Source organism: Amycolatopsis sp. NPDC058340 (genome assembly GCF_042723975.1).
Taxonomy (GTDB): Bacteria; Actinomycetota; Actinomycetes; order Mycobacteriales; family Pseudonocardiaceae; genus Amycolatopsis.
Genome location: NZ_JBHXIB010000005.1, coordinates 18,997 through 32,493 on the forward strand (window position 1 = coordinate 18,997; position 13,497 = coordinate 32,493).

The 13,497-nt window shown below is 69.2% G+C and carries 14 protein-coding genes; 8 read left to right on the top strand and 6 right to left on the bottom strand.

Annotated elements, in window-relative coordinates; translation table 11 throughout:
- Positions 1-182: 182 nt before the first annotated feature.
- Positions 183-1,331, top strand: coding sequence for an isochorismate synthase (locus ACFWIW_RS08330; protein ID WP_378367807.1), 1,149 nt, complete (start codon positions 183-185; stop codon positions 1,329-1,331).
- Positions 1,332-1,400: 69 nt separating this feature from the next.
- Here the strand turns inward: ACFWIW_RS08330 and ACFWIW_RS08335 are convergent, their stop codons facing one another.
- Both ACFWIW_RS08335 and ACFWIW_RS08340 read right to left on the bottom strand, forming a co-directional pair.
- Positions 1,401-2,090 (bottom strand): 4'-phosphopantetheinyl transferase family protein, encoded by a 690-nt coding sequence (locus ACFWIW_RS08335; RefSeq protein WP_378367808.1) that lies wholly within the window; start codon positions 2,088-2,090, stop codon positions 1,401-1,403.
- On the bottom strand, positions 2,087-3,427 hold the full coding sequence (locus tag ACFWIW_RS08340) for a cation:dicarboxylate symporter family transporter (protein ID WP_378367809.1): 1,341 nt from the start codon (positions 3,425-3,427) through the stop codon (positions 2,087-2,089). The genes ACFWIW_RS08335 and ACFWIW_RS08340 overlap by 4 nt, the downstream gene beginning before the upstream one ends.
- A 125-nt stretch (positions 3,428-3,552) precedes the next feature.
- Between ACFWIW_RS08340 and ACFWIW_RS08345 the strand changes: the two genes are divergently transcribed.
- Positions 3,553-4,722, top strand: coding sequence for an acyl-CoA dehydrogenase family protein (locus tag ACFWIW_RS08345; protein ID WP_192743707.1), 1,170 nt, complete (start codon positions 3,553-3,555; stop codon positions 4,720-4,722).
- Between the two features lie 170 nt (positions 4,723-4,892).
- Here the strand turns inward: ACFWIW_RS08345 and ACFWIW_RS08350 are convergent, their stop codons facing one another.
- The 4 genes from ACFWIW_RS08350 to ACFWIW_RS08365 are packed head-to-tail and all read right to left on the bottom strand — an operon-like array spanning position 4,893 to position 8,200.
- On the bottom strand, positions 4,893-5,219 hold the full coding sequence (locus tag ACFWIW_RS08350) for a hypothetical protein (protein WP_005155958.1): 327 nt from the start codon (positions 5,217-5,219) through the stop codon (positions 4,893-4,895).
- 58 nt (positions 5,220-5,277) lie between these two features.
- Positions 5,278-5,919, bottom strand: a complete 642-nt coding sequence (locus ACFWIW_RS08355; protein WP_378367810.1) for a TetR/AcrR family transcriptional regulator — start codon at positions 5,917-5,919, stop codon at positions 5,278-5,280.
- Positions 5,910-7,460 carry an AMP-binding protein gene (locus ACFWIW_RS08360; RefSeq protein WP_378367811.1) on the bottom strand — a complete coding sequence of 517 codons (1,551 nt, stop codon included), beginning with the start codon at positions 7,458-7,460 and terminating at the stop codon, positions 5,910-5,912. The genes ACFWIW_RS08355 and ACFWIW_RS08360 overlap by 10 nt, the downstream gene beginning before the upstream one ends.
- Positions 7,457-8,200: an enoyl-CoA hydratase/isomerase family protein gene (locus ACFWIW_RS08365; RefSeq protein ID WP_378367812.1), complete on the bottom strand. Its 744-nt coding sequence runs from the start codon at positions 8,198-8,200 to the stop codon at positions 7,457-7,459. The genes ACFWIW_RS08360 and ACFWIW_RS08365 overlap by 4 nt, the downstream gene beginning before the upstream one ends.
- A gap of 47 nt (positions 8,201-8,247) precedes the next feature.
- Between ACFWIW_RS08365 and ACFWIW_RS08370 the strand changes: the two genes are divergently transcribed.
- The 6 genes from ACFWIW_RS08370 to ACFWIW_RS08395 all read left to right on the top strand — a co-directional run bounded on the left by ACFWIW_RS08370 (position 8,248) and on the right by ACFWIW_RS08395 (position 13,482).
- Positions 8,248-9,837: an amidohydrolase gene (locus tag ACFWIW_RS08370; RefSeq protein ID WP_378367813.1), complete on the top strand. Its 1,590-nt coding sequence runs from the start codon at positions 8,248-8,250 to the stop codon at positions 9,835-9,837.
- 5 nt (positions 9,838-9,842) lie between these two features.
- A complete protein-coding gene (locus tag ACFWIW_RS08375; protein ID WP_007028633.1) occupies positions 9,843-10,292 on the top strand; it encodes a GNAT family N-acetyltransferase in 450 nt (149 codons plus the stop codon).
- 22 nt (positions 10,293-10,314) lie between these two features.
- Positions 10,315-10,998, top strand: coding sequence for a metal-dependent transcriptional regulator (locus ACFWIW_RS08380; protein ID WP_125684091.1), 684 nt, complete (start codon positions 10,315-10,317; stop codon positions 10,996-10,998).
- Positions 10,999-11,175: 177 nt separating this feature from the next.
- Positions 11,176-11,562 (top strand): transcriptional regulator, encoded by a 387-nt coding sequence (locus tag ACFWIW_RS08385; RefSeq protein WP_240601320.1) that lies wholly within the window; start codon positions 11,176-11,178, stop codon positions 11,560-11,562.
- An 11-nt stretch (positions 11,563-11,573) separates the two neighbouring features.
- Complete coding sequence (locus tag ACFWIW_RS08390; RefSeq protein ID WP_378367814.1) at positions 11,574-12,632, top strand: zinc-dependent alcohol dehydrogenase family protein; 1,059 nt, start codon at positions 11,574-11,576, stop codon at positions 12,630-12,632.
- 211 nt (positions 12,633-12,843) lie between these two features.
- The gene (locus tag ACFWIW_RS08395) at positions 12,844-13,482 is read left to right on the top strand and encodes an alpha-ketoglutarate-dependent dioxygenase AlkB family protein (RefSeq protein WP_378367815.1); all 639 of its coding nucleotides are present in this window, start codon (positions 12,844-12,846) and stop codon (positions 13,480-13,482) included.
- The last annotated feature ends 15 nt before the right edge of the window (positions 13,483-13,497 follow it).

Sequence of the window (13,497 nt, forward strand, 5' to 3'; positions counted from 1 at the left end):
GGCCGCCGACATGGCTGGGCGAGTGACAGCCGTTGCCACGGCCCGGCTACGGAAATCCGGCAGCGCGCTTTTGAGAGACACCGCCCAGGTCACGGGCTGTCCGGGGGAAGGTGTTGCCTGAGAGGCTGTTGCCCGGGCAACACTTTCCCCTGGTCTCAGCCGGAGCCTGGGACGCTGGTGGGGTGACGACCAGTACCGCACCGGCGACCCCGGCAGACCTGGCCGCCCGCTACGAGCGGGGCGACTTCCTCCTGGCCACGGCACGGCACGCGCTCCTCGCGAACGGGGCCGTGGCCACCGCGACCGACACCGAGCCGTCGCGGCTGTCCGGGATGCTCCCCGGGCTGTTCACCGACTCGGGTGCTTCGATCGCGGTCGGTGTGCTGCCCTTCGACACCAGTGAGGGCACCACGACACCGGGGCATCTGGTGCTCCCGCGCGCGGTCCACCGCGCGTCGTCCGATCACGCGGCCGTCCCGCCGCGCACCTCGCTTCCGCGACCGGTCAAGGTCACTCCCGTGCCCGAGCCGGAAGCCCATCTGGCCGCCGTCCGCGCGGCCGTTTCCGCGCTGACCGATCGTGACCTGCGCAAAGTCGTCCTGGCCCGCGCACTCGATCTCGACTTCGACGAGGCCGTCCCGGTCGCCGAAGTCGTCCGGAACCTGGCGAACGGGAACCCCCGGCACACCACGTACGCCGCGCAGCTGCCCGACGGGCGCACACTGGTCGGCGCGACCCCCGAACTCCTGCTGTCCCGCACCGGCGGTGCCGTCTTGTCCCGGCCACATGCCGGGTCGATGCCCCGGTCGGCGGACCCGGCGATCGACAAGGCCAATGGTGAGGCGTTGCTGGCGTCCGAAAAGGACCACGTCGAACACGCCGTGGTGGTGGAGTCCGTCGTCGAGATCCTGCGGCCGTTCTGCCGCACGCTCGACGTCCGCGGCCCCGAACTCGTCTCGACGCCTGCCATCTGGCATCTGTCGACCACCGTCACCGGCGAGCTGATCGACCAGGACGTCACCGCGCTCGACCTCGCCGCCGCGCTGCATCCGACCCCCGCGATCTGCGGCACGCCGACCGACGCCGCGCGCTCGCTGGTGCGGGAGCTGGAGCCGTTCGACCGCGCGTACTACGCGGGCGCCGTCGGCTGGGTCGACGCGGCGGGCGACGGCGAATGGGCCGTCGGGATCCGGTGCGCGGAGATCGCCGACACCTCGATGCGGCTGTACGCCGGCGGCGGCATCGTGCCCGCCTCCGACCCGAAGACCGAACTCGACGAGACCTCGGCGAAGTTCCGCACCCTGCTGGCCGCGATGGGCCTGGAGCTCTGACGCGTTTCGTCCTCTGAATGCGGTACTTGCACGCGCAACTACCGCATTCAGAGGACGAAACGCGGGGGGTCAGAGGGTCGCGAAGGTTTCGGTGACCGAGATGTCGTCCGAGGTGATCAGCGCGACGGCGGCACGGTAGCCCTCGGTCGCCTTCAGGTCCGCGAGCCGGGTCCGGGCCGGGTCGAGGGCCTCGTGCGTCGACCGGACCAGCCGCGCCTGCTCGTCGTAGCCGGAGAACGTGATGCTCTGCAGCGGGATCTTGAGGCCCTTCCCGGTGGCCTTCATGACCGCTTCCTTACGCGTCCAGTAGGTGAAGAACGCCGTCGCGCGCTGCTCGTCGGACAGCCCGGAGATCGCGGCCTGCTCCGCGGGGGTCAGCGCGTACTCCATGAGCGAGTCCTCGGCCCGCCTGGTGGCCGTCTCGACGTCGAGGCCGACCGGGGTCCCCGCGGTGGCCGCGACGCCGATGAGGTCGCCGGAATGCGAGATCGACAGCATCAGCGGCGCGCCGGGGACCTTGGGCCGCCCGTGCGGTTTGCCGCAGTCGACGCAGGTCGCGTCAAAGCTCACGTCCTCGACGGCTATGCCGAGCCGCTCGGCGGCGACCGTCTTCGCCAGGACCCGCCCGGTCAGGAACCGGCGTTTGTCGATGTCCTGGCGGTAGTTCGCGTACCGGCCCTGTTCCAGCTCGTCGAGCAGGGCCAGGAACCGGGGTTCAGCGGGCAGGGGCTCCGACCAGCGGACCGCGCATTCGATCACGTCTCCTTCTTACCCGATTCCACGGTCGCGTCACCCGCGTTTTCGTCGAGCAGGGTCGCTTCGTCGAACGGTGACTCGCCGTTCAGCGTGCGGTCCAGCTGCTCGCGGTCGATCTCGTTGGTCCAGGTACCGATCAGCACGGTCGCCACGGCGTTGCCCGCGAAGTTCGTCAGCGCGCGGGCCTCGGACATGAACCGGTCGATGCCGACGATGAACCCGACGCCGTCGACCAGCTCCGGCCGGTGCGAAGACAGCCCGCCCGCCAGTGTCGCGAGCCCGGCGCCGGTGACCCCGGCCGCGCCCTTCGACGCGATGATCATGAACACCAGCAACGAGATCTGCTCGCCGATGGTCAGCGGTTTGTCGAGCGCGTCCGCGATGAAGATGGACGCCATCGTCAGATAGATCGCGGTGCCGTCGAGGTTGAACGAGTACCCGGTCGGCACGGTGATGCCGACGACCGGTTTGGAGACGCCGGCGTGCTCCATCTTCGCGATCAGCCGCGGCAGCGCCGACTCCGACGACGACGTCGACAGGATCAGCAGGAACTCACGGCCGAGGTAGCGAAGCAGTTTGAAGATGTTGACCCTGGCGAACAGGCCGATGATCAGGCCGAGCACCACGAACACGAACAGCGCGCAGGTGATGTAGAAGCCGAGCATGATCACCGCGAGACTCTGCAGTGCCTTCCAGCCGGTGTCGCCGACGACGGCGGCGATCGCGCCGAACGCGCCGACCGGGGCCGCCCACATGATCATCGCGAGGATCCGGAACACGAGCCGCTGGATGTGCTCGATACCGCGGCGGATCGGCTCGCCCTTGTCGCCCAGTTTCTGCAGCGCGAACCCGGCGAGCAGGGCGACCAGCAGCGTCTGCAGCACCTCGCCCTCGGTGAACGCCGAGACCAGCGTCTTCGGGATGATCCCGAGCAGGAACTCGACGGTGCCCTCGCTCTTGGCGATCTGGTCCTGGCCCTTTTCGGCGATCTCGGGGGTCAGGTGCAGGCCGGTGCCGGGCTGCAGGATGTTGCCGACGACCAGGCCGATGACCAGCGCGACGGTCGACATGATCAGGAAGTAGCCGATCGCGAGCCCGCCGACGCGGCCGACCTTCGCCGCCTTCGCCACCGAGCCGACGCCGAGCGCGATCGTGCAGAAGATGATCGGCGAGATCATCATCTTGATCAGGTTCACGAACCCGGTCCCAAGCGGCTTCAGTTCCTTGCCGAACCCGGGGAACAGGATGCCGACCGCGATGCCGAGCCCCACCGCCGCGATGACGGCTATGTACAGGTAGTGGGTGCGATCCCGCTTCGTCGCGGGTGCTGCCGTGCTCATGGGTGCCCTTCGACGAGACGGGGACAGGTTGCGAAAACTTATGACAACTCCTCGGCTGACGACAACCGAAGCGGTACGCTGGCTAAGCGAGCGCTTAGTCACTGTCGAACAGGAGCGGGCTGACCATGGATTTCTCTCTGAGCGTCGAGGAACGCGAGGTGCGCGACTGGGTCCGCACGTTCGTCCAGCGCGACCTCATGCCGCGTGAGCAGGAGGTGCTGCGCCGCGAACGCGCCGGTCAGCCCGGCCTGACCGCCGACGAGCTGCGCGAGCTGCAGCTGAAGGCCAAGGAGTCCGGGTTCTGGGGTGTGCAGACGCCCGAGGAGTACGGCGGCATGGGCCTGTCCGCGGTGATGACCGCGCTGCTGGAGGCTGAACTCGGCCGCACGTTCGTGCCGTTCCGCTTCGGCGGCAGCGCGGACAACATCCTGTACTACGCCAACGACGAGCAGAAGGAGCGCTACCTGCTCCCGACGATCTCGGGTGAGCGTAAATCGTGCTTCGCGATCACCGAACCCGGCGCCGGTTCGGACGCGAAGGCCATCCGGACCTCCGCCCGCAAGGACGGCACCGACTGGGTCATCAACGGCGAGAAGACCTTCATCACCGGCGGCAACGAGGCCGACTTCGTGATGGTCTTCGCGATCACCGATCCGGAGAAGGGCGCGAACGGCGGCGTCACCTGCTTCCTCGTCGACCGTGACGCGGGCTGGAAATCCGAATACATCGACACCATGGGCGAATGGGGCCCGGCGGCGCTGGTCTTCGAGGACGTCCGGGTGCCGGAGACGCAGATCCTCGGCGAGCTCGGCCACGGTTTCGACCTGGCCATGCAGTGGATCGGCGCGGGCCGCTACCTGCTGCCCGCGCGTGCCATCGGCTCCTGCGAACGGCTGATCTCGATGGCCATCGAGCACGCCAACACGCGGGAGACGTTCGGGCAGAAGATCGCCGAGCGCCAGGCCATCCAGTGGATGATCGCGGATTCCGGCACCGAGCTGGAGGCGCTGCGCTGGCTGGTGCTGCACGCCGCCTGGCAGGTCGACCAGAAGCTCGACTCGCGGCACGCGCAGTCGATGGCGAAGCTGTACGGCGGGGTGAAGGCGAACGAGATCGTCGACCGCGTCCTGCAGATCCACGGCGGGATGGGCTACACGCGGGAACTGCCGGTCGAGCGGTGGTACCGCGAACTGCGGCTGCTGCGGATCTACGAGGGCACCGACGAGATCCAGCGCCGGACCATCGCGCGGAACCTGCTCAAGGGGCACGTCAAGGTCGGCGGCACGCTGGGCTGACACGGGTACCGGTGATCCCCGGGCCCAAGTCCGTGAAGGCCTCCTTGAGGGACCCAGAGTCCCTCAAGGAGGCCTTCACGGACTCGAGACGCGGGTACCCGCCACATGCCATGAAGGGTCCTTTCCTTGCGAAATTTGCAAGGAAAGGACCCTTCAAGGCGTCGGTCTGTCTAGTCTTCCTTCTGGTTCCGCATCGCGATCGGGACCCCGGCCAGGTCCTCCTCGTTGCAGAGAAGCTTCACGTCGTAGTAGGGCGAACCCTTGCGGTCGTCATAGTCGAGATGGACGGCCAGCACATCGACCGGTTCCCCGAGCCACTCCTGAGCCTGGCGTAGCCATGTCGCGCACCGTTCGAGGGCCGTGGGCAGGTCGTCGTCGCGGAAGCCCACCGGGCGGTAGGGGACGTCCTGCACCTGATCACGGGGGTTCGAAGGCACCGGCAACGCCGGCGAGAGACCCGAGTCGTCCAGTTCGAGTTGGATCGTTTGCTCAGTCACCCTTCGAGCGTCCCCCAGAGAAGCCGTCTGAGCAAGGCGTACGGACCTAAAGTCGCCGCTAAACGGGCACTCGCCACACTCCCGAGACCACTTCACGGCAGTTTTGCAACGCGGCGACGTCCAGATGGCGTTCACAGGCGAGCGCCCGCAGCGCCAGCTCCGCGTAATGGGAGGCCAGCTGATCCAGGGTGAGCGGCCCTTTCGGCGAATACCAGCGCGCGACCCCGCTGCACATCTCGACCAGCGCGAGCCGGGTGACCGACGGCTGACCGGTGTGGAAGACGCCGGCCGCGACACCGTCTTCGATGGCGTCCGCCCACAGCTTTTCGTAGGCGTCGCGCAGGCCCACCACTTCGGCCCTCGCGGCGGGGGTGAGCGCGTGGACCTCGTTGTCCACCACGCGGGTGTCATCCGGTTGGATGGCGTGCGCGAGCACGTGCAGCGCCACCAGGGATCCGAGGCGTGACACGGGATCGGACAGCCCGGCGGTCGCCAGCTCGGCCGCGTCGAGCAGGCGCCGCAGCGACTCGTTCATGATGGCGACCAGCAGATCCTCTTTGGTGCCCATGTAGTGGTACAGGCTGGCCGACGACAGCTCCGCCTCCTGGGCGAGATCCCGGATGCCGGTGCCGTGGAACCCCTTGGCGGCGAACAGTTTCACCGCCGCCTGCCGGACGCGCTCGCGGGTGTTCACAACCATGACTCCGTGGTCCTGTCCCACGAACCGGCGCGCAGGTCTTCCGCCTTCTTGAGCTCGCCCTTCGCGACCCGTTCCGACGGTGTCATCGGCAGTTCCGTGACGATGGTCCAGAACCGGGGAACCTTGAAGTAGGCCAGTTTCGCCGAACAGAACTCCGCCAGCTCGGCCGGTTCGCAGCGGTGCCCCTCATTCTCGTCGAGGACGATGTACGCCTTGACCTCTTCGCCCCGGATGTCGTCCGGCACCGCGACGACGGCGGCGAGTTTGACCGCGGGATGCAGCTGCAGCGCTCGCTCGACCTCGTCGGCGGAGATGTTCTCCCCGCTGCGGCGGATCATGTCCTTGGTGCGGCCCACGTAGTACACGCGGCCTTCGCCGTCCATTGTGGCCAGATCGCCGGTGTGGAACCAGCCGCCGTCGAAAGCGCGCCTGGTCGCTTCGGGATCGTCGTGGTAGCCGTGCATGAGGCCGACCCCGCGGATCAGCAGCTCGCCGGTTTCCCCGCGCGGCAGCGGTTTCCCGTCCGCGTCCGCGATCATCACCTCGCGGGTGGGGGCCGGCCTGCCGAGGCAGCCGGTGCCGACGGTCTCCTCGTGATCCGCCGGGTACATCCGGATGTCGCCGCCGGTCTCGGTCATGCCGAAGGCCTCGAACCACGGCGTGCCCCAGCGTGCTTCGAGCGCGGCGTGCAGGTCGCGCGGGATGGCCGAAGCGCAGATCGCGCGGACCTGGTGCGCCTTGTCGAGTTCGCTTTCCGGCTGGCGCAGCAGCAGGGTGGGCATCAGGCCGAGACAGTAGAACCAGGTGACCCCGTGTTCGCGGATCTTCTCCCAGAACGTCGACGGGTGGAAGCGGTCGAGCACCACCAGCGTCGCGCCGCCCGCGAGCCCCAGCGCCACGTTCCACTGTGGATCGATGTAGTGGAACGGTTGCGCGGTCAGGATGACGTCGTCCGCGCCGACCGCGGGGAAATCCGTGGCCAGGCTGATCGCCAGTGTCGTCCAATACCTGTTCGGCAACACGCAGCCCTTGGGTGCGCCCGTGGTACCCGAGGTGTACTGGATGTTGACCGGGCGTTCCCCTTCGGACCAGAAGGTCATCCAGGCGCCGTCCTGGGGTGCCACGAGTTCGCCGGGTGTGAGCACGCGTTCCAGCGACGTCTCCGGCGCGATCTTGTTCAGCAGGTCCAGGAATTCCTCCGCGGCGACGGCGAACCTGGCACCGGAATGCCGCAGCACGTGGGCGCCGTCGAACTCGCGGTATCCGGTGTTGACCGGGACGAGCACCCCGCCGATCTTGGCCAAGGCCAGCCACAGCAACGGGAATTCGGGCTGGTTGCGCAGCATCACCGCGACCCGGTCGCCCGGTGCCACACCGAGGTCGAGCAGCGCGCGGGCGTACTCCGTGCTGCGCGCGTCGACGTCGGCGAAGGTGAAGCTTTCCCCGGTGGAGTCGAAGATCCACGCCGTCTTGTCCGGCCAGAGCGCGGCGGCCCTCGTGGTCAGGCCCACGAGGGTGTCGATCCCGGCGAGCGAGGTCATGCCCGGCTCCGGAAAGCCTCGGACGAAGCGGCGACCTCGGCCGAGTGCTCGGTGATCAGCGCGTGGCTGACTTCGAGTTCGAGCGCCGCGTCGAGCGAGCTGTCGATGCCGGAATCGAGGGCACGTTTGGCCATCGTGGCCGCGGCGGCCGGATGCCCGGCGATCTTGGTCGCCCACCCGAGCGCGGTGTCCATCAGGTCGTCGGCGGGCACGGTGGCGTTGACCAGGCCGAGTTCGCGCGCCTCGGTGCCGCTCACGCGTTCGCCCAGCAGCAGGAGTTCCTTGGCCTTCAACGGGCCGACCAGCAGCGGCAGCAACCGCGACGCCGCGCCCGTGACGCTCAGGCCCAGGGAGACCTCGGGGAAGGCGAACACCGCGTCCTCGGCGGCGAGGATCAGGTCGCAGCCCATCGCGAACTCCGCGCCCGCGCCGATCGCGTAGCCGTGGACCGCGGCGATGACGGGCTGGCGGAGGCCGCGAAGGCGGCGTGTCACGTCCTGTAGCCGGTCGAGCCGCGGGCGTGAATCACCCTCAGGGGTGGGCTCCTTCAGGTCGTGGCCGGCGCAGAACGCGCGTCCCCGGCCGGCCAGCACGACGGCGCGCGCGTCCGATTTCGCGGCCGCGTCGAGCGCCTCCAGCAGGTCGTCGACCAGTTCGGCGACCACCGCGTTGAGCCGTTCGGGGCGGTTCAGCCAGATGACCGCGATTCCGTCGTCGAGTGCGTAGTCCACGGTGCTCATGGCGTCGAGCCTAGACGACCGATCGATCGATCGATAGAGTCGAATCCATGCGGGTCGACACGGTTTACGAGAACGCCCGGTTTCTCACTGGAACGGGGGAATCCGTAGCACTTGCCGTCCTGAACGGACGAATCGTCGCGCTGGGGCACGACGCGGCCACGCTTTCCGCGAAGCGCCGGGTGGATCTGGGCGGCTCGGTGGTGGTGCCCGGATTCCACGACGCGCACAACCACATGGCCTGGTTCGGCATGGCTCTCGACGACGTCGCCCTTTCGGATTGCCGCAGCGTCGACGAGGTGTACGACGCCGTCGCGCGGCGCGCGGCCGAAACACCGCCGGGCGGCTGGATCATCGGCAGCGGCTACGACCAGAACAAACTCGTGGGCGGTCATCCGACGCGGCAGGGCCTCGACCGCGCCGCTCCCGGGCACCTCGTGCGGCTCAAGCACACGTCCGGGCATATGACCGTGGTCAACTCCGCGGTGCTGGAGCAGCTGGACCTTGGCGAGGTGCCCGTCGGCGGCGACGTCGTCCGCGACGAGGACGGTTCGCCGACCGGGCTGCTGCGAGAACAGGCCCAGCTCATGCTCCGGCCACTGACCTATCCGACGCCGGTCGAGCGGGTCGTCCGCGGGCTGGACAGGGCGAGCGAGCGGTACCTGGCCGAAGGGATCACGAGCGTCCAGGAGGCCGGGATCGGCGGGGGTCTCGTGGGGGAGACCCCCGCCGAGCTCGCCGCGTACCAGCTGGCGCGCGAACGCGGGGTGCTGCGGGTGCGGAGCACGGTGATGGTCGCGGCCAGCGTGCTGCACGACCTCGATGCGGGTGCCGGCTTCGGTCTGGACCTGGGGATGCGCACCGGCTTCGGCGACGAATGGCTGCGGATCGGCGCGATGAAGCTGTTCGCCGACGGCTCGCTGATCGGCCGCACCTGCGCCATGCACGAGCCGTTCGCCGGTGAAATGGACAACGTCGGCTACTTCCAGGTGCCCGAGGACGAGATCGCGCGGACGATCGCCGCCGCGCACAAGGCGGGCTGGCAGGTCGCGACGCACGCCATCGGCGACCGCGCGATCACCGTCGTCCTCGACGCCTACGAAGCCGCGTTGAAGGCCGATCCGCGCCGCGACCACCGGCACCGCATCGAGCACTGCGCGGTGCTGCGGCCCGAGGAACTGAACCGGCTGGCGTCGCTGGGGCTGATCGCCTCGCCGCAGGGCCGCTTCGTCAACGAGATCGGCGACGGCATGCGGGCCGCACTCGGCCCCGAACGTGAACCGTGGTGCTACCGGCTCAAGAGCCTGCTCGACGCGGGTTGCGTGCTCCCCGCCAGCTCGGACCGCCCGGTCGTCGAAGGGGCGCCGCTGCTCGCGCTGGCCGACATGGTCCGGCGGAAGACCGCGTCCGGGGTCGTGCTGGGTCCCGATGAGCGGCTCACCCCCGCCGAAGCCCTGCGCGCGTACACGTACGGATCCGCGTACGCCGCTTTCGCCGAGAAGGACCTGGGCACACTGGAGATCGGCAAGCTCGCGGACTTCGCCGTCCTCTCGGCCGACCCGACCGACGAGTCCACTTTGGATTCGATCCACGTCGTCGCCACCGCCGTCGGCGGCGACATCGTCTACGAACGGAGCTGAGACCCATGCCGGTGCGGGACGCGGTCGCGGACGACATCGAGGAGATCTGCGCGCTCATCGAGGAGCACGCGGTCTACGAGGACAAACACGACCTGAAGCTCGACAGGCAGGAGATGGCCGGGTTCCTCTTCGGGCCCGATCCGAAGGCCTGGGTGCTGCTGGCCACCCCGCCGGGTGAGCCGGGCAAGGTCGCGGGCTTCGCCTTCTGCAGCTGGAACTTCTCCACCTGGGAGGCCCGGCCCGGGATCTGGCTCGACGACCTCTTCGTGCGCCCGGAGCACCGCCGTTTCGGCCTCGGGCGGGAGCTGCTCGACGAGCTGAGCGCGCGGACGCCCGGCCGGGTCGAATGGGACATGCAGGAGGGCAACGAGAAGGGCGAGGCGTTCTACGCCCAGCTCGGCGCCGACCCCGTCCCCGGCTGGATCCGGTACCGCTGGCGGCCGCACGCCGGGTGAGCCAAGCCGTAAACTCGAACGCATGGGTGAAGGGGCAAGTCGCAGGTCGTCGTCCGTAGAGGACTACGTCCGGGTGATCTACGGGCTGGTGGAGCGCGGCGAGGCCGTCACCAACACGTCGCTGGCCGGACGGCTGGAGGTCAGCCCGTCGTCGGCGTCCGGCATGGTCACCAAACTGTCCCAGCTGGGGCTGGTCGCGCACGTCCCGTACCGCGGGATCGAGCTGACCACCGAGGGCAGGCTGCTGGCCCGCTCGGTGCTCCGCCGCCACCGGCTGATCGAGACCTACCTGGTGTCCGAGCTCGGCTACACCTGGGACGAGGTGCACGCCGAGGCCGACGCGCTCGAACACGCGGTGTCGGACAGGCTCGTGGAGCGGATCGCCGCGAAGCTCGGCAACCCGGTCCGCGACCCGCACGGCGACCCCATCCCCGCCCCCGACGGCAGTGTCGAGGAGATGCCGATGCGCATCCTCGACGATCTCCCGCCCGGCGCGGTCGGCGAGATCGTCCGCGTCTGGGACACCGACCCGGAACTCCTGCGCTACCTGACCGAGCATTCGATCGGCCTCGGCGAGCGGATCGAGGTCGTGGAGCGCCAGCCGTTCGGCGGCCCGATGGTGGTCAAGGTCGGCTCGCCGCCGGACGCGGCGACCCACGCGATCGGCAAGGAGATCGCACAGGCGCTGTCGGTCGCGCTACGCTGAGCCTCGTGTCCACTGTGGACGCGTTTCAGCCGGGTGGCGCGGTGGGAATTTTCCCTACGTCCCTGCATAATTACGTCACCCGCCTGCCACGCGGAAAGGTGATCTAAGGCCCTTCCGATCATGTGTTCCCACGCCTAGGCTGCGCTTTTCCGGGTGGCTAGCGAGCGTGCGAAGGCGATGAAGATGACCGGTCAGCGGACACACACCATCGACCGGGGGGTGGCGGAAGGACGTGAACTCAGGCGGCTTTTGGAAACCGGGCCGTTCGCGGACGCCCTCAGGGCGGCGATCAGGGCGAGGGGCCTCGGCCTCGATCGGATCCGGTACCGGCTGAGAGGGCGGGGGTGCTCGGTCAGCCTCGCGACACTGAGCCACTGGCAGTCGGGGCGTTGCCGTCCCGAACGGCCGGAGTCCCTGCTGGTGCTCAAGAATCTCGAGGAGGTCCTGGGGGTCCCGCCGGAGTCGCTGTCGCGGCTTCTCGGGCCGCCGCGCGGGCGCGCGGCCCGGTGTACGGTGCCCGGCGAGGGCCTCGTGACGCAGAGAGGCCGGGACACGGGAACTTGACGGGAGAGCGAGTGCGGGCGGTCGTCTTCGAGGAGTTCGGGGTGCTGCCCGAGGTACGCGAGGTGCCGGATCCGGTCGCGCCGCCGGGCGGGGTGGTGATCGCCGTCGAGGCGACCGGGGTGTGCCGCAGCGACTGGCACTCCTGGCAGGGGCACGACACGTCGGTGAAGCTGCCGCACGTCGCCGGGCACGAACTCGCCGGCCGGATCGCGTCGCTCGGCGAGGGCGTCCGCGGCTGGTCGGCAGGCGATCGGGTGACGGTGCCGTTCGTCTGCGCCTGCGGCACCTGTGCCCAGTGCGCCGCCGGCGACCAGCAGATCTGCGATCGTGAGTTCCAGCCGGGCGCGACCCACTGGGGTTCGTTCGCGGAGTACGTCGCCATCGAAAACGCCGAGGTCAACCTCGTGGCGCTCCCGGACTCGCTGTCCGCCGCGGAGGCGGCGGCGCTGGGCTGCCGGTTCGGGACGGCGTTCCGGGCCGTGCTGCGCCAGGGCGGGGTCCGGCCCGGTCAGTGGGTCGCGGTCCACGGCTGCGGTGGTGTCGGCGTCTCGTCGATCCTGCTGGCCGTCGCGGCCGGTGCGTCGGTCGTCGCCGTCGACCCGTCTCCGCGGGCCAGGGCGCTGGCTTCGCGGCTGGGCGCCGCTTTGGTCGTCGATCCCTCCGAGTTCGACGGTCACGAAGCCGTCGCTCTTCATGTCCGTGAGTCGACCGGCGGCGGCGCGCACGTCTCGCTCGACTGCCTCGGCTCGCCGACCACCTGCGCAGCCTCGATCGGGAGCCTCCGCAAACGCGGACGGCACGTCCAGGCCGGTCTGATGCCGCCCGCGCAGGGCATCGCGCCCATCCCGATGCACCGGGTGATCGGCGGGGAACTGGAGATCGTCGGCATCCACGGCCTGCAAGCGCACGAGTACCCCGAGATGCTGCGGGTGGTGGAGACGGCCGGGATCGACCTCGAAGGCATGATCGGCAGGCGGGTCGGCCTCGACGAGGTCCCCGCGGTGCTCGCGGAGATGAACGACCCGGTGCCCGCGAGGGCCGGGGTGACGGTGGTCGAATTCGCACAGTGACCGGGTGAACGCACTGCGGTCAACCGGCCGATCGGAGTAGTCCGAAAGGTGGCTTCTCCTGCCGCTTTGTGGCAGCTTTCTTGGCCGTGACAGTCATGGATGCCCCGGTGGGACCACAGTTCGGCCGTCGCGTGCTGCGCTGGTTCGCCGTGGCGGGCGTCATGGTGCGGGGGCAACGGATCATCGGCGCGCGTCCTGGCAGACTCGACGTGTGGACGCGCTGATCCCTCGCCCGCGGACCGAAGTCGCGCCCGGCGCGGTGCATGTTCCGGACTGGCTCGACCTCGACGCGCAACGACGGCTGGTCGAAGCCTGCCGCGGCTGGCGTGGCTACCGGCGGACGCGGCTGCCGAACGGCGGCGTCATGTCGGTGCGGACGGTATGCCTCGGCTGGCACTGGCATCCGTACCGGTATTCGAAGGTGACCGAAGACGGCTCGCCGGTGCTGCCGTTTCCTTCGTGGCTTGGCGATCTGGGCAGGCGGGCCGTCTCCGACGCCTACGGGGTTTCGACGTACGAGCCGGACATCGCGTTGGTGAACTTCTACGATTCCGCCGCGAAAATGGGGCAGCATCAGGACAAGGACGAGGCCTCGCTGGAGCCCGTGGTGTCGCTGAGCCTCGGGGACGCCTGCGTCTTCCGGTTCGGGAACACGGCCGATCGTGGGCGGCCCTACACGGATGTGGATCTGCGCTCGGGGGATCTGTTCGTGTTCGGCGGGGAATCCCGGCTGGCTTTCCACGGGGTGCCCCGGGTGCTGCCGCGGACCGCTGATCCGGCGCTGGGTTTGGCGGGGCGGTTGAACATCACCTTGCGGGTTTCGGGCCTCGTGAGTGGCGAGGACGGTTAGAACCGTCCTCGCCAC